The sequence below is a fragment of the Sinorhizobium fredii NGR234 genome, assembly GCF_000018545.1.
GTDB lineage: Bacteria > Pseudomonadota > Alphaproteobacteria > Rhizobiales > Rhizobiaceae > Sinorhizobium > Sinorhizobium fredii_A.
In genome coordinates, this window is sequence record NC_012586.1 from 632,542 (window position 1) to 649,106 (window position 16,565).

The following is a 16,565-nucleotide window of genomic DNA, read 5'->3' on the forward strand; positions in this document are numbered from 1 at the left end:
GGCTTACGCCAGCCCGCCGATGTGGAAGCTCTTCAGTTCGAGATATTCCTCGATGCCGACCTGCGCCCCCTCGCGGCCGAGCCCGGATTGCTTGACGCCGCCGAAGGGCGCGACTTCGGTGGAAATGGCGCCGGTGTTGAGGCCGACCATGCCGAATTCCAGCGCCTCGGCGACGCGCCAGGAGCGCTTCAGGTTTTCGGTGTAGAAATAGGCGGCGAGGCCGAATGGCGTGCCGTTGGCAATAGTGATCGCCTCTTCTTCGGTCTCGAAGCAGAAGAGGGGGGCGACTGGACCGAAGGTCTCTTCGCTGGCGAGCAGCATTTCGGTGGTGGCGCCGGTGAGGACGAGCGGCGCCGTATATTGCCGTCCCACCGGCAGCGATCTGCCGCGCGCTGCGATCTTCGCACCCTTGGCGAGCGCATCCTCGACATGGCGGTCGATCTTGTCGATCGCCGCCGCGTTGATCATAGGGCCGATCGCGACGCCCGGCTCGGTCCCCGGGCCGACCTTCATGGCATTGACACGGGCGGCGAGCTTCTCGGCGAATGCGTCATAGACGCCCGATTGCACCAGGATCCGGTTGGCGCAGACGCAGGTCTGGCCGCCGTTGCGGAACTTCGATGCGATCGCGCCTTCGACGGCAAGGTCGAGATCGGCGTCGTCGAATACGATGAAAGGAGCATTGCCGCCAAGTTCGAGCGAGAGCCGCTTGACGCTGTCAGCGGCGCCGCGCATCAAGAGCGAGCCGACGCGGGTCGAACCGGTGAAGGAGATTTTCCGGACCGTCTCGTTTGCCATGATCTCGTTGCCGATCGCCGTCGGCATGCCCGTGACGATGTTGACGACGCCGGCCGGAATGCCGGCGCGCTCGGCGAGCACGCCGAGAGCGAGCGCCGAAAAAGGCGTGAATTCGGAAGGCTTGATGACAACGGTGCAGCCGGCGGCGAGCGCCGGCGCCACCTTGCGGGTGATCATCGCGTTAGGGAAATTCCACGGCGTCACGATGGCGCAGACGCCGACCGCTTCCTTGAGGACGACGATGCGGCGGTCCGGCGTCGGCGAGGGGATGGTGTGGCCGCCGATGCGGCGGGCTTCCTCGGCGAACCACTTGACGAAGGCCGCGCCGTAGCGGATCTCGCCGCGCGCCTCGTCGAGCGGCTTGCCCTGCTCCAGGGTCAGGATCAGCGCCAGATCCTCGAGATGTTCGATCATCAGCGCGTGCCAGCGTTCGAGGAGGGCGGCACGCTCGGCATGCGTCTTCTTCTTCCACGGGCCGAAGGCGGTCTCGGCCGCTTCGATGGCGGCCCTGGTTTCGGCCGTTCCCATGTCCGGGACGGTCCCGAGGACCGCCTGGCTCGCCGGATCGAAGACCTCGACGACGTCGCCCGATGCCGCCCCGATCCACTCACCGCCGATCACGCCCGCTTGCCGGAACAGTTCCTTGTCCTTCAACTTCATGTGTCGTCCCTCCTCAATCGAGTGCGGCGAGAACTGCCGCGGTGATGGTTTCGGTCCTGTTCTTGCCGGGCACGGTGCCGATGCCGCGGGCGGTCGTTCTTTCGAGCGCCTCGATCACCTTGCGTGCGGCCCTTGCCTGGCCCAGATGGTCCAGCATCATCGCGCCGGACCAGATGGCGGCGATCGGGTTGGCGATGCCGAGATGGGCGATGTCCGGTGCAGAACCGTGCACCGGCTCGAACATCGATGGGGCGCTCCTGTCGGGATTGATATTGGCGGAAGCCGCAAAGCCGAGGCCGCCCTGGATGGCGGCGCCGAGGTCGGTCAGGATGTCGCCGAAGAGGTTGGAGGCGACGACGACGTCGAGGCTTTCCGGCGCCATCACCATCCGCGCGGCCATGGCATCGATGTGATAGCTCGTCACCTCCACGTCCGGATATTCGGCAGCAAGCTCACGGGTGATCTCGTCCCAGAGCACCATCGAGTATTTTTGGGCATTCGACTTGGTCACCGAGGCGAGCTTGCGGCGACGCTGGCGTGCCTGGTCGAAGCCGAAGCGCAGGATTCGCTCGACGCCCGTGCGGGTGAAAATCGAGGTCTCGACCGCGACCTCGTCCGCCGTGCCCTGATGCACGCGGCCGCCGGCGCCGGAATATTCGCCCTCGGTATTCTCGCGGATGCAAAGTATGTCGAAGCCCTCGGCCTTCAACGGCCCCTTCACACCCGAGAGCAGCCGGTGCGGGCGAATATTGGCATATTGCACGAAGGCCTTGCGGATCGGCAGCAGCAGGCCGTGCAGCGAAACGGAATCCGGCACTTCCGCCGGCCAGCCGACGGCGCCGAGCAGGATCGCGTCGAAGCGGCGGAGCGTTTCGATGCCGTCCGGCGGCATCATCGCGCCGGTCTCCTTGTAGAAGGCGCAGGACCAGGGGAAGGGCGTGGCGGTGAGGGTAAAACCGGAATGTCTGGCGACGGTCGAAAGAACCTGCCAGGCGGCGTCGGTCACGTCCTGGCCAATGCCGTCGCCGGGGATGAGTGCGATCGAATAGGATTTCATTGAGGCTCCCTGGTGCATTTTGCAGTCAGGTGGATTCACCTGACGCCGCACAAATGCGGCAAAAACAAACGGATAGAGCGGCAGCGCGAACGCATGTGAGCGCTCCGCTCTAAAGGCTGATGAGTACGCTCTTGCTCTTGCGGTTGGCGTGGTATGCCTCACGCCCCAGGTCCTTGCCGATGCCGGAGCGCTTGTAGCCGCCGGTCGGCAGGATGTGGTCGCGTGAGCGGCTGTAACGGTTGACCCAGACCGTGCCGGCCTGGAGGCGCCGCGTCAGCCGCAGTGCCCGCGACAGGTCGCGGGTGAAGAGGCCGGCGGCCAGGCCGTAGGTCGGATGGTCGGCGAGAGCGAGTGCTTCCTCCTCGTCGGCGAAGGTCTGCATGGTGAGGACCGGCCCGAAGATTTCTTCGGTGATCGCTGGCGAGGAGCTGTCACGCACCGCCATCAGCGTAGGCTGGTAGAAATAGCCCGGCGCATCCATTTGCTTGCCTCCGAACAGGCATTCGCCACCCGCCGCAACGGCGGCCTCGACGATGCCGTGGATGCGGTTCAACTGCCGCTTCGAAATGATCGGCGAATATTCGGTCGCCTCGTCCCAAGTCGGACCGGGCTTGGCGGCCTTCATACGGGTGACGATCGCCTCGGCAAGCGGCGCGGCGACGCTTTCCTCCACGATCAGACGGGAGCCGGCGACGCAGGCCTGGCCGGCATTGGAGAGCATGCTCTGGGCAATCGCCGCCGCCGCCTTGTCGAGATCGGCATCGGCGAAGACCAGTTGCGGGCTTTTGCCCCCGAGCTCCAGCGTCATCGGCTTGACGCCGGTGCGGGCGATATTGGCCATGATCGCAGCGCCGGCGCCGGTCGAGCCGGTGAAGCTCACCTTGGCGATGTCCGGGTGACCGGTGATGGCCGTCCCCGTGACGGTGCCGTCACCGAGAACGATGTTGATCAAGCCCGCCGGCATGCCGGCACGGATCGCGAGCTCGGCGAGATATACCGTCGAGAAGGGAGTCATCTCGGAGGGTTTCAGAACCACCGCATTACCCGCCGCGAGCGCAGGGCCGAGCTTCCAGGCGGCCATGGAAACAGGAAAGTTCCAAGGCGTGATGGCGGCGACGACTCCATAGGGCTCGGTCATGATCATCCCCAGGTTGCTGTCGTCGGTGGGGACGAGGTCGCTTCCCTCCTTGTCGGCGAACTCGGCGAAAAAGCGGATCTGTTCGGCACTGACGGCTATATCGCCCGCGACGAGGTGTCCGACGGGGCGGGTCGAGGAAAGCGCTTCGAGTTTGGCGAGAGTTTCAGCCTCGCTCTCGATCAGGTCCGCCCAGCGCTGCAGCGCCACCGTGCGCTCGCGCGGCCGGAGACCGCCCCAGTTACTCGCCTTCAAAGCTTTCTTGGCCGTCTCTACGGCTTGGTCTACGAGAGCTTCGTCGGCGATCGGGCAACCCGCATAGGCCTTGCCGTCGGACGGCCGATGCATGTCGATGAAGCCTTCGGCCGGAAGCAGCCGGTCGCCGATGAAGTGCCCAACGGGCAGGGGAAGACTGTCTGGATCAAAGCTGAGTGTCATCGCGCGTCCTCGGTATGGGCTCATGGCAAGGCTAGCGGAGGAAGGCGAGCAGCATGCATCGACTGAAGATGCAGGAACGGCGGAAAATTACGTTTTTCGCGGCGCGACAGTAAAATCTTCGGCGGTCGCGCAGGCCTGGGCAACCGGCGCGTCGGAAAAGGAATCGAAAAACCCTCCCGGCCGCATAGCGATACGGTGACGATCCGGGTCGCGCCGCAGGTAAGGGCGCGTGGTGCCGACGGCGGCCGCTGGGTGCAGTTGATGACTGAGCCTCCGGGCAGTTGGCCCGCCCCGGCCGCAGCGTACCGGCGTCGAGGAGCAGGCCGTTGTCCAGACACTCCGGGAGCTGACCGAATCCGCGCGCCGCGAAGCAGGGCTGGTGTCGATCACCTTCAACAGGGGCATGGCTTTCGTTTACTAATAGCCGCGGCCACGGTCGACCAGTCCGATGGGATCGCGACCCGACCGGTGGCGCCGGATGTTTTCGATGACAGCCTGGGTGGCGGTTCTCGGCTGTGTGACGCTCGCAACGTGCGGCGTCAGCAGGATTTTCGGGTGGTTCCAGAAGCGATGGCCCGCAGGCAGCGGCTCGGGATCCGTGACGTCGATTACGGCACCGGAGAGATGCCCGTTGTCAAGCGCCTCGAGAAGTGCGTCGTGATCAAGCTGCGGGCCGCGGCCGACATGGACAAGCGCGGCACCGGCGGGGAGTTTGGCGAAGAGCTCGGCATTGATGAAGGCGCGCGTTTCATCCGTCAGTGGCAGCAGGCAGATTAGGATGTCGGTCGAACCCAGCAGAGTATCGAGACCGTCACGGCCGTTCAGGCATCTGACACCTTCGATTTCGTGCGGGCTGCGGCTCCAGCCGGAGAGCGGAAAACCGAAGGGTTTCAGCCGTTCGAGCACCGCGGTGCCGAGCATGCCGAGGCCGAGCACGCCGATGCGGCGTTGCGAGGCCTGAACCGGTGAGATGGCCTGCCAATTTTGGCTGCGCTGCTGGCTGAGATAAGCCGGAAGATCGCGGTGGAGCGCGAGTACGCCGAGCGCCACATATTCCTGCATCATCCGGACGATGCCGTCTTCGACCATCCGCACCACTTTCACATGCGGCGGCACCGCATCAATACGGAACTGGTCGACGCCGGCGCCGATCGAGAAGAGGATTTCGAGGTTGCGATAGCGCGCGAGATCTTCCGGAACCGTCCAGGTGATGAGGTATCTGACCTCGTCTGGCTCGACCGTCGCGGGGTCCATCGAGAAGGGAATTTCGGGCAGTTCACGCGAAAAGGCTTCGGCAAAGATCTCACCGCGCTTCGCGTCGGAATTAAACAGGAAGGTCATCGCTGCTTCTCCTTGAGTTCTCAAGCGCGGCAGCGCTCGCCGAGCGCCTCGACCATGGCTTGGCAGGCCACGAGTTCGTCAGCGAGGATGAATTCGTCCGGCTTGTGGGCGCGGCCGATCTCCCCGGGACCGCAGATGATCGCGTCGATACCCGCCCGTTGAAAGAGTCCTGCCTCGGTCCCGTAGCTGACGGCGGGCAAAGGCTCGAGCCCGGTCAACTCCTCGAGAAGTGCCGCGAGCGGCGCATCGGGAGGGAGAGAAAGTGCCGGATAGGCGCTGAGTTGCTGCCATTCTACCTTGAAGCCCCGTCCCGACAGCGTCTCGGCAGCCTCTCGCACGGGCGCGAGCAGCGCGGTTGGATCGACGCCGGAAATCGCGCGCGCCTCGAATTCAGCCTCGCAGCTGTCCGGAATGATGTTGACCGCTTGACCGCCCTTCACAATGCCGACCTGCAGGGAGGAATAAGGCGGCTCGAAGACATGCTCGAAGGGACCCTGGGTCAGCCGGTCGGCTGCCGCGACGGCACGCGAAAGGACGTTCGCGATGGCGTGAATGGCATTCAGCCCCTCGTCGGGCCTTGAGGAATGGCCTGAGCGACCCCTGACCGTCAGCCGCGCAGCCGCCTTGCCCTTGTGGGCGCGGATCGCCCGCATGCCGCTTGGCTCGCCGATGATCGCGCCGAGCGGGCTTGCACAAAGCTCCGGCAGGCGCGCGATCATGTGCGGCACACCGCGGCAGCCAGCCTCCTCGTCATAGGAGAAGGCGAGGTGGATCGGACGGCGGAGCGGCGACGCCGTGAGCCTGGGAAGAGAGGCAAGAACCGCCGCAAGGAAGCCTTTCATGTCCGTGGCACCGCGGCCGAAGAGCGTGCCTGTCTCGGCGCGCAGGCGAAAAGGATCGCTCGTCCAGCCACTCTCGGCGGCGGGGACGACGTCCATGTGACCTGAGAGAATGTAGCCCGGCACCTCCTTCGGACCGATCGTCGCAAACAGGTTGGACCGGTCACCCTCTGGCCCCGGAAGGACGGCCACGGCGATGCCGTGGATTTGCAGATAGTCGCGGATCCAGGCCACGATGTCGGCATTGGACGTGCCGACGACGGTGGGGAAGCCAACAAGCTTTTCGAGGATTTTAATTACCTGCATAGGTTGTCCTCACAGCATGCACTCGCCGAGGTTAGGTGCCGTCGATGGTGCCGGATCGAAGAAGAGCGCATCACCGCGGAGAAGATCGACGGAGAGGCGACCTGCCGCGGGGCCGATGACGACGCCATCGGCATGGGGCGGGATTTTCGAGGCGCTTTCGATGGGACTGACGGGCGACGACATCTCTGGGCTCTTGCGGAGAATCGGCAGCGACTACCGGTTCGCTTCATGCCCGACTACTTTAGAAGCCCGTGCTGCCTTTACGTGCCGAATGTGCAGCTTGATTTGAATGAATGTTGTGTATGTGGCCGCCTCACAAGCGATTTCTATCGGCCACGCTGCTGTATCTTGAAGCAGACGCGAACCAGATGCGACGCCATTGGCATTGCGTGGCATGAAGTTAAAAGTCCGGGAGGAAGAAGGTGGTCGCCGGAGGATCGAGAGTTGTCGATAGCTTCGAAATGCGGATTGGCGATATCAACAATGCAGATATCGAGCAATTGCATGGATTGTCGCTTGCGGTCGGCTGGCCGCATCGCGCTGAGGATTGGCAACTTGCGCGAGAGGTCGGCAACGGCATCGTGGCGCTTGATGGAATCGGTCGCATACAAGGCTCTGCGATGTGGTTTCCATACGGTTCAGATTTTGCCACGATTGGCCTGGTCATAACCACACCCCGCCTGCAGGCCTATGGCGCGGGAAAATGGCTAATGGGCCATGTCCTGGACCGGGTCGGTGGGCGGAACCTGGGACTGAACGCAACGCGGGCAGCGCGGCGTCTCTATCGTTCTCTGAATTTCAGCGCTGAAGCGCTCGTCTTCCAATGCCAGGGCGAATCGACCCTCCCGCCTGATGTGGAATCTTCGTCCGGTAGGGTGCTCCGGGCGCTCGCGCAGACAGATCTTCAGGCAATCGCTGAATTGGACAGGGTCGCGTTCGGCGCAGACCGCGAGATGCTCCTGGCCCGGTTGCTTGGATGTTCCGAGAGCGTTGGACTGATTCGCGACGGTAGGATCGAAGCCTTTTCGCTTTGCCGGCGGTTTGGGCGCGGCCGGGTCATCGGCCCGGTGGTGGCAGCAAATGACGCCGACGCGATCGCGGTCGTTCGCCCATACGTCGCCAAACATGCAGGATCGTTCCTGCGCCTTGACACTCGTGAGCAGGGCGGAGCCTTTTCCGAATTTCTCTCCCGCTGCGGTCTTCCTGTTTACGACACCGTGACGACCATGTCGCGGGGTCACCCATGGCTAACTGCTCCGGGGCGTCAAGCTCCGCGCGAGCCGAGAACATATGCTCTTGTTGGTCATGCGCTCGGTTGACACAAGTCAACCCCGGCAATCAGGGAGGGATATCCATGGCGGTCGAACCGCTCGCCGAACGGACCCAAAGGATCGTTCATGAGGATCGAGCAAGTCTTCCTCGGGGACTTCGCCTTGCCGTCGCAACCACCCGAGGCGTCGCCTCCACGCAGGTATCGGCTCGAAACCCCTCTGTGGGGATGGGTGGGGATGGGAATCCGCAGCACAAACTCGGCACCTTCCAATACAAGAGTACGCATCCGAGGAGGGCCGCCCGATGGGGACAGCGGGCAAGGTCTGGCTCTCGACAGGGTTGACGGACATGCGCTTGGCTTTCCCTCCCTGGCGCTTCGGGTGCAGGAGGTTCTGAAGCATGATCTGTTGGCAGGCATCTCTTCGTCTTCAGGGGGCGCAGATCGGATATTTTAAAGATCTGGATGATGGTCTGGATGCCTGCCTCTTTACCCGGCGGCTGGAGAAGGGCCGTCGGAGCACTATTGGCGGACAGCATAGACGTGGAGCCCGATGAAAAAGTCTGTGCGGTGTTGTTGGCGGAAACTGGGATCTACGCGACCTTGCCGAGATCTACAAATCTGCTGAGTAGGCATATCTAGAACGGACTTGAACGCTCCCTAACGCTAGAAAAGTCGAACTGCTTGGGAGAGCATTTCAGCATCTGCAGGAGCTTACATGCCGGGCTGAATAAAAAAAACGTAAGGGATGGGGTAAAGAAATTTGCCGCTGTGTAAGCAAACTCGGCGGCATCTGTCACAGGGACGAGCAGGTTTCGCTGGTTTGCGGTGAATTTCTGTAATTATCTGCTTAGCCGACGCTCTATTTGGCAAGACCTACTCCTGCATCGACCTATTCTGGGTGACACCTAACGCAGGTCAGGGCGCACCGCGATATACTCAATGTAGCGGTTGCCGGCTGCTGCCGAAGGAATGCGCGTGTTCATCTGAAGGTACTGACAGTGCCGCCTCTCGCTGGCTCCACCGCGCAGGGCAGCATAGTCGGTCAAAATATCGGGCCGCGCCGGAAAAAGAATTTGGACGGCCTCATCGATCCGTCAATCCGCGAACCAAAGAAGGAACATGACATGTCACTGTTGCTTACTATCGACACCGATCCGGACTTCACACCAAAGGACGCGATTCCCGGACCCGAACGGCTCATTTCGGGCAATCCATTCTTCAAGACCTGGGCACAGGATGCCTCCAAAGGAGAGAAGGTGCTGACCGGCGTCTGGGAGGCGACACCTGGCGAGCACCATTCGATCAAGGGGACCACCTACGAATTTTGCCATATCGTCTCCGGTCTCGTGGAAATCGAGGAGATGGGCGGCGAGACGAAGACCTATCGCGCTGGCGACAGCTTCGTCATGAAGCCTGGTTTCGTCGGCGTTTGGCGCACGATCGAGACTGTACGCAAAATCTACGTTTGTGTTTACGAGTGACAGCGAAACTCAGGTGCGTCCGACTGCTGGCGCACCTGAATCCCAGATGACGCGAACTGAACCGACGCGGTTCGGCTCCAGTGGTCTCTGAAGACGGCGTTCACGGTGTCGTTCCGCGAACAACATCCCGCGCTGCCGCTGCCTCGAAATAGCGAAGCTGCATGGTGAGGTTGTTCATAATCTCAACTTATCGAGACGATCGGTATTTCAAACTTAAATTTATGAGGCGCTTCCGATAGGAAGAGAGAAGGGAAGGGTGCGCGCCGCGGAACAGCATGCAGCTGAAGCGAACAGTTTGCGGACAGGCTGCCTTTTTTGAAGGGTAGCCTCACACAAAGAAGCAGGAGATGACCATGGATCAGAAAAGTGACAACGCGGGCAAATGTCCCGTCGCACATACGGTACCGAAAGGCAGGTCGAACCGCGACTGGTGGCCGGATCAACTTGACGTCCAGGTTCTCCACCAGCATTCCGGTCTTTCCGACCCGATGGGCAAGGCGTTCAACTACGCCGAGGAGTTCAAGAAGCTCGACCTCGAGGAGCTGAAGAAAGATCTGCACGCGCTGATGACGGAGTCGCAAGATTGGTGGCCGGCCGACTTCGGTCACTACGGCGGACTCTTCATCCGCATGGCCTGGCACAGCGCCGGCACCTACCGCATCACTGACGGCCGCGGAGGCGCCGGTCAGGGCCAGCAGCGCTTCGCACCGCTCAACAGCTGGCCGGATAACGCCAATCTCGACAAGGCCCGCCGTCTGCTGTGGCCGATCAAGCAGAAATACGGCAACAGGATTTCTTGGGCGGATCTGATGATCCTCACCGGCAACGTCGCACTTGAATCCATGGGCTTCCAGACCTTCGGTTTTGCCGGCGGCCGTGCCGACGTGTGGGAACCTCAGGAACTGTTCTGGGGACCGGAGGGCACTTGGCTGGGCGACGAGCGCTATAGCGGCGAACGGCAATTGGACGAGCCGCTCGCCGCCGTGCAGATGGGTCTCATCTATGTCAATCCTGAAGGTCCGAACGGCAATCCCGATCCGGTTGCTGCCGCGCGTGAGATCCGCGAGACCTTCGCCCGCATGGCGATGAACGACGAAGAGACCGTGGCGCTGATCGCCGGTGGCCACACCTTCGGCAAGACCCATGGCGCCGGCGATCCGTCGTTCATCGGTCCGGACCCGGAAGGTGGTGCGATCGAGGATCAGGGTCTCGGCTGGAAGAGCACCTTCGGCACCGGTGTAGGCAAGGACGCGATCACGGGCGGGCCGGAGGTGACCTGGTCTCAGACGCCGACCCGGTGGAGCAACTATTTCTTCGAGAATCTTTTCAACTACGAATGGGAGCTGACCAAGAGCCCGGCTGGTGCCCATCAATGGAAGGCGAAGAATGCCGATGCCTCCATCCCGGACGCCTTTGACGCGTCCAAGAAACATGTTCCGACCATGCTGACCACCGATCTGTCGCTCCGCTTCGACCCGATTTACGAGAAGATCTCGCGCCGCTTCCTCGAAAACCCGGATCAGTTCGCCGACGCCTTCGCCCGCGCCTGGTTCAAGTTGACCCACCGCGACATGGGTCCGAAGGTCCGCTATCTCGGCCCGGAAGTTCCGGCGGAAGACCTGATCTGGCAGGACGTGATCCCGGCTGTCGACCACAAGCTGGTTGACGAGAATGACGTCGCCGACCTCAAGGGCAAGGTCCTTGCCTCCGGTCTTTCGGTGCAGGAACTGGTTTCCACGGCCTGGGCTTCGGCTTCGACCTTCCGCGGCTCCGACAAGCGCGGCGGTGCCAATGGTGCCCGCATCCGCCTCGCACCGCAGAAGGATTGGGAAGTCAACCAGCCGGCCCAACTCGCCAGGGTCCTCTCCGTTCTTGAGGGCATCCAGAAGGACTTCAACACTGCTCATACCGGCGGCAAGAAGATTTCGCTTGCCGACCTGATCGTGCTTGCTGGCGCGGCCGGCGTGGAGAAGGCGGCAAAGGCAGGCGGCCACGATATCACCGTGCCGTTCACGCCGGGTCGAGCGGATGCCTCGGAGGCGCAGACCGACGCTGCGTCTTTCGCGGCGCTCGAACCCCGTGCCGACGGCTTCCGCAATTATGTGAGCCGCCGCCGCCGGCAGTTCATGAAACCGGAAGAGGCTCTGGTGGATCGGGCGCAGCTGCTGACGCTGACCGCGCCGGAACTGACCGTGCTCGTCGGCGGCCTGCGTGTGCGTCTTCACCTCCCGTCCGGAGGTTCTGACGAACGACTTCTTCGTCAACCTTCTCGACATGGGCACGCAGTGGTCACCCATGGCCGAAAAAGAAGGCGTCTACGAAGGGCGCGACCGTAAGACACATGAAGTCAAGTGGACCGGGACCCGCGTGGACCTCATCTTCGGCTCGCACTCGCAACTGCGTGCCCTGGCGGAGGTCTATGCGTCGTCCGACGCCAAAGAGAAGTTTGTGGGGGACTTCGTTGCGGCCTGGACGAAAGTGATGAACGCCGATCGGTTTGATCTTGTCTAATCGGCAAAACCTTGGCTTGGACGTGGCTTCGAGCTGCGTCCAAGCCCGCGCTTTCTCGTGAAGTCAAATCTGCGCGAAACTTTCCAGAACGTTGACGTTGACGATCATCTCGAGAGGCGACTGTCAGATCTCTACCTGACCATATGTCGCATCTCAAAATGCCGCTACACGGCGAGGCAGATCGCTGTTGTCGCCCCCGCTGTTCCGGCTCGAGGATGCGGGTGCCCGCCTCTTTCGGCCATTCGGCTCGGTCGCAACTCCCACCTGGCGTCACGACCTTGCGGGGGAGCTACTTATGCGGCCAGAAGCAATATTAGGCGCGACGTGCGCCAGGCATCCGGCCGGGCTTTCGCACATTTCACTCGTTCAGGAACCCGACGATGCCCTTGATCTCGGTAAACTCGTGCAGCCCGAACTTGCCGTACTCCCGACCGTTGCCTGATTGCTTGTAGCCGCCGAAAGGGGCGGCGCTGTCCCAGCCGGAGCTGTTGAGGCGAACAGTGCCGCTGCGCAGCTTGCCTGCGAGCGCCCGTGTTTCCTTCGGATCGCCCTGAATGTAGGCTGCCAGGCCGTAAGGCGTGTCGTTGGCGACCGCGATCGCTTCATCCTCGCTGTCATAACCGATGATCGACAGCACCGGGCCGAAGATCTCCTCGCGCGCAATCGACATCTGGTTGGTGACGCGGGCAAACACCGTCGGGCGCACGTAATAGCCGGCATTGAGATGCGACGGGCGGCCGAGGCCACCGGCGACGAGCTCCGCTCCTTCGGCGATGCCGCGTTCGATCAGCGCCTGGATCTTGTCGAACTGGGCGGCGCTTGCGACCGGTCCGAGGTCGGTGCGCGAATCCGAGGGGGGACCGACGACGAGCGCATCCGCTTGCCTCGCGGCGATCGCGCCTGCCTCGTCCATTCGCTCAGCGGGCACCAGCATCCGCGTTGGCGCGGTACAGGTCTGGCCGGAATTGCCGAAGCAGCGGCGCACGCCGGCGGCGACTGCGGCGGGGAAGTCGGCGCTGCGCAAAATGATGTTCGGCGACTTGCCGCCGAGCTCCTGATGCACCCGCTTGACGGTCGGCGCAGCCGCCTGCGCCACGGCAATGCCGGCGCGGGTCGACCCGGTGAAGGACACCATGTCGACGTCCGGATGGCTGGCGAGGGCCGCACCCACCGTCGGCCCGTCGCCCTGGACGAGGTTGAAGACCCCCTTCGGCACGCCGGCCTCATCCATGATCTCTGCGAAGAGCACGGCGTTGAAGGGGGCGATCTCCGAAGGCTTGAGCACCATGGTGCATCCCGTGGCGAGCGCCGCAGCGACCTTGCAGGCGATCTGGTTGATCGGCCAGTTCCACGGCGTGATCATCGCGACGACCCCGACCGGCTCGTGGACGATGCGCGTGGTCCCCTGCATGTAGTCGAAGGCAAAGGTCTCGAAGGATTTGATCGCCTGCTCGAAATGCGCAGCGCCGATGCCGGCCTGCTCGGCCCGGGCCATGGCGAGCGGCGCGCCCATCTCCCGCGAGATGATGTCGCCGAGCTCGTCATTGCGGCGCTTCAGGATCGTTAGAATGCGCCTCAGCAGTTCGACGCGCTCTTGCTTCGACGTCTGCGAGTAGGAGGCAAAGGCCCGCCGCGCGGCCGCGACCGCCTTTTCCGCGTCGGCGGCACTGCCGAGTGCGATCGTCCCCATCGGCTGCTCCGTCGAGGGATCGATGACCTCAAGTGTCTTCGACACGGACGGCTCGACCCACTCACCGTCGATATAGAACTTGCGGGCATGTTTCATTGCTGGCTCCCATTTATGATGTCCTGCGCCCCATCGGCGGCGCGTTCCACGAATCCGGCGACAGCGACGATGGCTGCCTCGGTGTGCGGCAAAGCGGCGAGCTCGCCGAGCGTCACCGGTTTGATGGGTGGGCGTAGCCGGTAGTAGCCGACTTCGCCGGGCGCAACGCCGCGGCATTGCGCCAGCAGTTCAACCGCGGTCAGACCGCACAGCCGGCCCTGGCATGGTCCCATTCCGCATCGGGTGAACGCCTTCATCTGGTTAGGGCCCGGCACGCCGAGCGCCGCGACTTCACGCAACTTGCCGGCGGTAATTTCTTCGCAGCGGCAGACGATGGTGCCGTCGTCCTCGGGCACGCGAAACCTTTTGCCGGGCCGGAACCGATGCTCGATGAAAGCCCTGCCCCTCAGGGCCCGCGCGAGCTTTCGCGCGAGTTGGTTCCGGCGCTGTTGGTAGGCAGCCTGGCCAATGCGATTTAGGTCGAGCGCTGCAGACAGGCCAGCGAGCTCTCCCTGGTGAGCCGAGGCAACCGCCCCGACAATTCCCGCCGCATCACCGGCGATCGAAACCCCCGGAACCGAGCTTGCGCCGCGACCGTCGACGGTCGGCCGGAAGGCTGCCAGCCGCTCGTCCCAGACGTAGTCGCATCCGGCTGCCAGCGTGAGATTGAGATTCGGCGCGATCCCCTGGTGCAGGAGGAGCAGGTCGCCCTCAATGTGCATGGACTTGTTGCCGCGACGAACCCGCAAGGCGCTGAATTGTCCGGAACCGACCGCCTTGAGCGCGGTCACCCCGCGAATGACGCGGGTACGACGGTGAACGTCCAAAAGAAGCTTCAGGCCCTTGAGGGCATAGGGCGACGCGGCAAAGCCAAGCAGATGAGGCAGGGCCGAACGCCAGTTCCCGGCCGGCGTAGTATCGATAACCGCTGTTACGGACACGCCTGCCCGCAGGAGTTGGCTCGCCAGCAAGTACAAAAGCGGCCCGGCCCCGGCGAGGATGGTCCGTCCGGAGGGCACCAGGCCCGACGACTTCATCAAGATCTGCGCCGCGCCTGCCGTCATGACGCCGGGCATGGTCCACCCCGGGAACGGGAACGGACGCTCGAGCGCGCCGGTTGCGAGAATGACGCGATGGGCGGCGATCGGCCGAGCAGTGCCGCCCAGCGAGATCGTGACCTCGAGCGCATGTGCGCCATCGCCGGTTTCCTCGTCAGCGGGTCCGACGCTCCACACCGTCGCCCGGCGGGCATAGCTCAGGTCCGCGCGCCGGAAGCGCTCGATGAGCATCCGACCGGCAGCGTAGTCCGGCCCCATGCGCGCGCGATCGGCGTCCGAAGCGCGCTCGACCGCCCGATAGATCTGGCCGCCAGGCGCTTCGTTTTCGTCAGCCAGCAATACGGCGAGGCCGTGGGCCGAGGCTTCGATGGCTGCCGAGAGGCCGGCGGGCCCGGCGCCAACGACGACGAGGTCATAGGCAGGCGCGAGATCGGCGGCAGACTGCAGGTCTTTTATCATTCTTCCTGCCCCGGCATGGCTGCGCCATCCTGTGTTTCGACCCGCATGCCCTCCACGACGGTGGTCATGCAAGCCTGCCGGTTCGGCCGGCCATTGATCTTGACGAGGCATTCGAAGCACACACCCATCATGCAGTAAGGACCACGGGCGGCGCCGGAAACCGGGGTGCGCCGCGTACTGCAATGTCCCGCGGCCAACAGTGCAGTGGCAAGGCTGTCGCCCTGGCGGGCGATGGTCGGCACGCCGTTGAATGTGAATGAGACCGAACTCTCTTTTCTGTCAGACAGCCGCCGGAACATGGAACCTCCGGGAATGAAATACGGAAAGATCCTCAGAAAGCGCCCCGGCCGAGATTTGCCGCGGCAGGATCAGCGCATGGTTCGCCGCCAGCGTCACGCCGGAATGGCAGGCGACTGCAAACGCACCTGGGAACCGCTCCGATTGCTCGTAAATCGGGTAGCCGTCCGGCGTCACCACGCGGAATGCGGCCCAGATCCGCACCGCCCTGGCGTCCCTGAGCAGCGGGAAGGTGCGTTGCGCGCGTTCGGCCAGAACTGCGGTGATTGGTCCTCGCGGCCGCTGATGATCGATCGTCGCCTCCTTGCTCTCGCCGATCAGCACAGAGCCCTCGTCCGTCTGCCGCAGGTAGCCGGTGGCATGGCTGAGGAAAGGCTTCAGCCGCTCGGTGACGATGATCTGGCCACGGCTTGGGGCGAGCGGAACGTCCAGCCCAACCATCGGGGCGAGCGCGGTATTGCCGATGCCCGCCGCAAGCACGATCTTGCCGGCACCGAGCCTCCACCCTTCCCCGGCCACTTCGAAGCCGTCAGCGCGATGGCGGATCGCGGTCGTCTTGCGATGTGGCAGATAGTGAACGCCACGCTGCTGCAGCGCCTTGTGAAAGGCGGCGAACAGCCGCAGCGGGTTGGCATGTCCGTCGAGCGGGCTGAAAATCGCGCCTGCCACCGTCTCGCCGACGAGGGGCAAACGGCGGCGCGTCTCCGCCTGGTCGAGGATCTCATATTCGAGCGGCGGCGTTCCTTCCGCGTCCATTCCTGCTTGGCCGGCGAGCTTCGCCATCGATGCGATCCCGCGTTCCAGCTCCGTTGGCGTGAGCCGGATCGAGAAGCCGCCCGACTGGACAAAGCCGGTATCGATGCCGGTTTCGGCCTTGAGTTCGGCTGCCAGCCGGTGCCAGTTCGCCGTCGAGGTTCGCGACCACCGTGAATAGGCGGCGTTGCCGAGGCCCTTGCTGGAGCTCCATACCAGGCCGAAATTCGCCCGGGCGGCCCTGTTTGCCACATCGCCCTCGTCGACGATCGCAACCCTTTGTCCGCATCTCGCCAGCCCCCAGGCTATCGATACCCCGACCAGCCCGCCGCCGATGACGATTACGTCGTAATCCATCCCGCTAGCTTCCCTC

The 16,565-nt window shown here is 63.5% G+C and carries 12 protein-coding genes and 2 pseudogenes; 4 read left to right on the plus strand and 10 right to left on the minus strand.

The annotated features are described in order from the left end of the window. Positions 1 to 3 precede the first annotated feature (3 nt). The 6 genes from NGR_RS03080 to NGR_RS03105 all read right to left on the minus strand — a co-directional run bounded on the left by NGR_RS03080 (position 4) and on the right by NGR_RS03105 (position 6,757). Complete coding sequence (locus NGR_RS03080) at positions 4 to 1,458, minus strand: NAD-dependent succinate-semialdehyde dehydrogenase (RefSeq protein ID WP_015886756.1); 1,455 nt, start codon at positions 1,456 to 1,458, stop codon at positions 4 to 6. Positions 1,459 to 1,471: 13 nt separating this feature from the next. Further along, positions 1,472 to 2,515 (minus strand): tartrate dehydrogenase, encoded by a 1,044-nt coding sequence (locus tag NGR_RS03085; RefSeq protein WP_164923832.1) that lies wholly within the window; start codon positions 2,513 to 2,515, stop codon positions 1,472 to 1,474. 109 nt (positions 2,516 to 2,624) lie between these two features. Beyond that, complete coding sequence (locus NGR_RS03090) at positions 2,625 to 4,088, minus strand: aldehyde dehydrogenase family protein (protein ID WP_015886758.1); 1,464 nt, start codon at positions 4,086 to 4,088, stop codon at positions 2,625 to 2,627. 417 nt (positions 4,089 to 4,505) lie between these two features. Next, complete coding sequence (locus tag NGR_RS03095; RefSeq protein WP_015886759.1) at positions 4,506 to 5,429, minus strand: 2-hydroxyacid dehydrogenase; 924 nt, start codon at positions 5,427 to 5,429, stop codon at positions 4,506 to 4,508. 20 nt (positions 5,430 to 5,449) lie between these two features. After that, a complete protein-coding gene (argE, locus tag NGR_RS03100) occupies positions 5,450 to 6,574 on the minus strand; it encodes an acetylornithine deacetylase (RefSeq protein WP_015886760.1) in 1,125 nt (374 codons plus the stop codon). Positions 6,575 to 6,583: 9 nt separating this feature from the next. After that, complete coding sequence (locus NGR_RS03105; RefSeq protein ID WP_164923833.1) at positions 6,584 to 6,757, minus strand: hypothetical protein; 174 nt, start codon at positions 6,755 to 6,757, stop codon at positions 6,584 to 6,586. Between the two features lie 278 nt (positions 6,758 to 7,035). Here NGR_RS03105 and NGR_RS03110 point away from each other — a divergent pair, with 278 nt between their 5' ends. The 4 genes and pseudogenes from NGR_RS03110 to katG all read left to right on the plus strand — a co-directional run bounded on the left by NGR_RS03110 (position 7,036) and on the right by katG (position 11,839). Next, positions 7,036 to 7,893, plus strand: coding sequence for a GNAT family N-acetyltransferase (locus tag NGR_RS03110; protein WP_164924050.1), 858 nt, complete (start codon positions 7,036 to 7,038; stop codon positions 7,891 to 7,893). 464 nt (positions 7,894 to 8,357) lie between these two features. After that, positions 8,358 to 8,476: pseudogene (locus tag NGR_RS32845) on the plus strand (threonine/serine dehydratase); the annotation flags it as partial. 495 nt (positions 8,477 to 8,971) lie between these two features. Then, a complete protein-coding gene (locus NGR_RS03120; protein WP_015886762.1) occupies positions 8,972 to 9,328 on the plus strand; it encodes a cupin domain-containing protein in 357 nt (118 codons plus the stop codon). A gap of 353 nt (positions 9,329 to 9,681) precedes the next feature. Next, positions 9,682 to 11,839: pseudogene (gene katG / locus NGR_RS03125) on the plus strand (catalase/peroxidase HPI). A gap of 358 nt (positions 11,840 to 12,197) precedes the next feature. On the opposite strand, the gene NGR_RS03130 reads toward katG, so the two are convergent. The 4 genes from NGR_RS03130 to NGR_RS03145 are packed head-to-tail and all read right to left on the minus strand — an operon-like array spanning position 12,198 to position 16,549. Then, a complete protein-coding gene (locus NGR_RS03130; protein WP_015886765.1) occupies positions 12,198 to 13,625 on the minus strand; it encodes an aldehyde dehydrogenase family protein in 1,428 nt (475 codons plus the stop codon). Then, positions 13,622 to 15,142, minus strand: coding sequence for an NAD(P)/FAD-dependent oxidoreductase (locus tag NGR_RS03135; protein ID WP_015886766.1), 1,521 nt, complete (start codon positions 15,140 to 15,142; stop codon positions 13,622 to 13,624). Before NGR_RS03135 ends, NGR_RS03130 begins: the two co-directional genes overlap by 4 nt. Continuing rightward, positions 15,139 to 15,441 (minus strand): (2Fe-2S)-binding protein, encoded by a 303-nt coding sequence (locus tag NGR_RS03140; RefSeq protein WP_015886767.1) that lies wholly within the window; start codon positions 15,439 to 15,441, stop codon positions 15,139 to 15,141. The genes NGR_RS03135 and NGR_RS03140 overlap by 4 nt, the downstream gene beginning before the upstream one ends. Next, on the minus strand, positions 15,422 to 16,549 hold the full coding sequence (locus tag NGR_RS03145) for an NAD(P)/FAD-dependent oxidoreductase (protein ID WP_015886768.1): 1,128 nt from the start codon (positions 16,547 to 16,549) through the stop codon (positions 15,422 to 15,424). Before NGR_RS03145 ends, NGR_RS03140 begins: the two co-directional genes overlap by 20 nt. Positions 16,550 to 16,565: the final 16 nt, after the last annotated feature.

Excerpts from the sequence above, each read along its gene's own strand:
- NGR_RS03080 (WP_015886756.1), bottom strand. The coding sequence starts at position 1,458 with ATGAAGTTGAAGGACAAGGAACTGTTCCGGCAAGCGGGCGTGATCGGC.
- NGR_RS03085 (WP_164923832.1), bottom strand. The coding sequence starts at position 2,515 with ATGAAATCCTATTCGATCGCACTCATCCCCGGCGACGGCATTGGCCAG.
- NGR_RS03090 (WP_015886758.1), bottom strand. The coding sequence starts at position 4,088 with ATGACACTCAGCTTTGATCCAGACAGTCTTCCCCTGCCCGTTGGGCAC.
- NGR_RS03095 (WP_015886759.1), bottom strand. The coding sequence starts at position 5,429 with ATGACCTTCCTGTTTAATTCCGACGCGAAGCGCGGTGAGATCTTTGCC.
- argE (WP_015886760.1), bottom strand. The coding sequence starts at position 6,574 with ATGCAGGTAATTAAAATCCTCGAAAAGCTTGTTGGCTTCCCCACCGTC.
- NGR_RS03105 (WP_164923833.1), bottom strand. The coding sequence starts at position 6,757 with ATGTCGTCGCCCGTCAGTCCCATCGAAAGCGCCTCGAAAATCCCGCCC.
- NGR_RS03110 (WP_164924050.1), top strand. The coding sequence starts at position 7,036 with ATGCGGATTGGCGATATCAACAATGCAGATATCGAGCAATTGCATGGA.
- NGR_RS03120 (WP_015886762.1), top strand. The coding sequence starts at position 8,972 with ATGTCACTGTTGCTTACTATCGACACCGATCCGGACTTCACACCAAAG.
- NGR_RS03130 (WP_015886765.1), bottom strand. The coding sequence starts at position 13,625 with ATGAAACATGCCCGCAAGTTCTATATCGACGGTGAGTGGGTCGAGCCG.
- NGR_RS03135 (WP_015886766.1), bottom strand. The coding sequence starts at position 15,142 with ATGATAAAAGACCTGCAGTCTGCCGCCGATCTCGCGCCTGCCTATGAC.
- NGR_RS03140 (WP_015886767.1), bottom strand. The coding sequence starts at position 15,441 with ATGTTCCGGCGGCTGTCTGACAGAAAAGAGAGTTCGGTCTCATTCACA.
- NGR_RS03145 (WP_015886768.1), bottom strand. The coding sequence starts at position 16,549 with ATGGATTACGACGTAATCGTCATCGGCGGCGGGCTGGTCGGGGTATCG.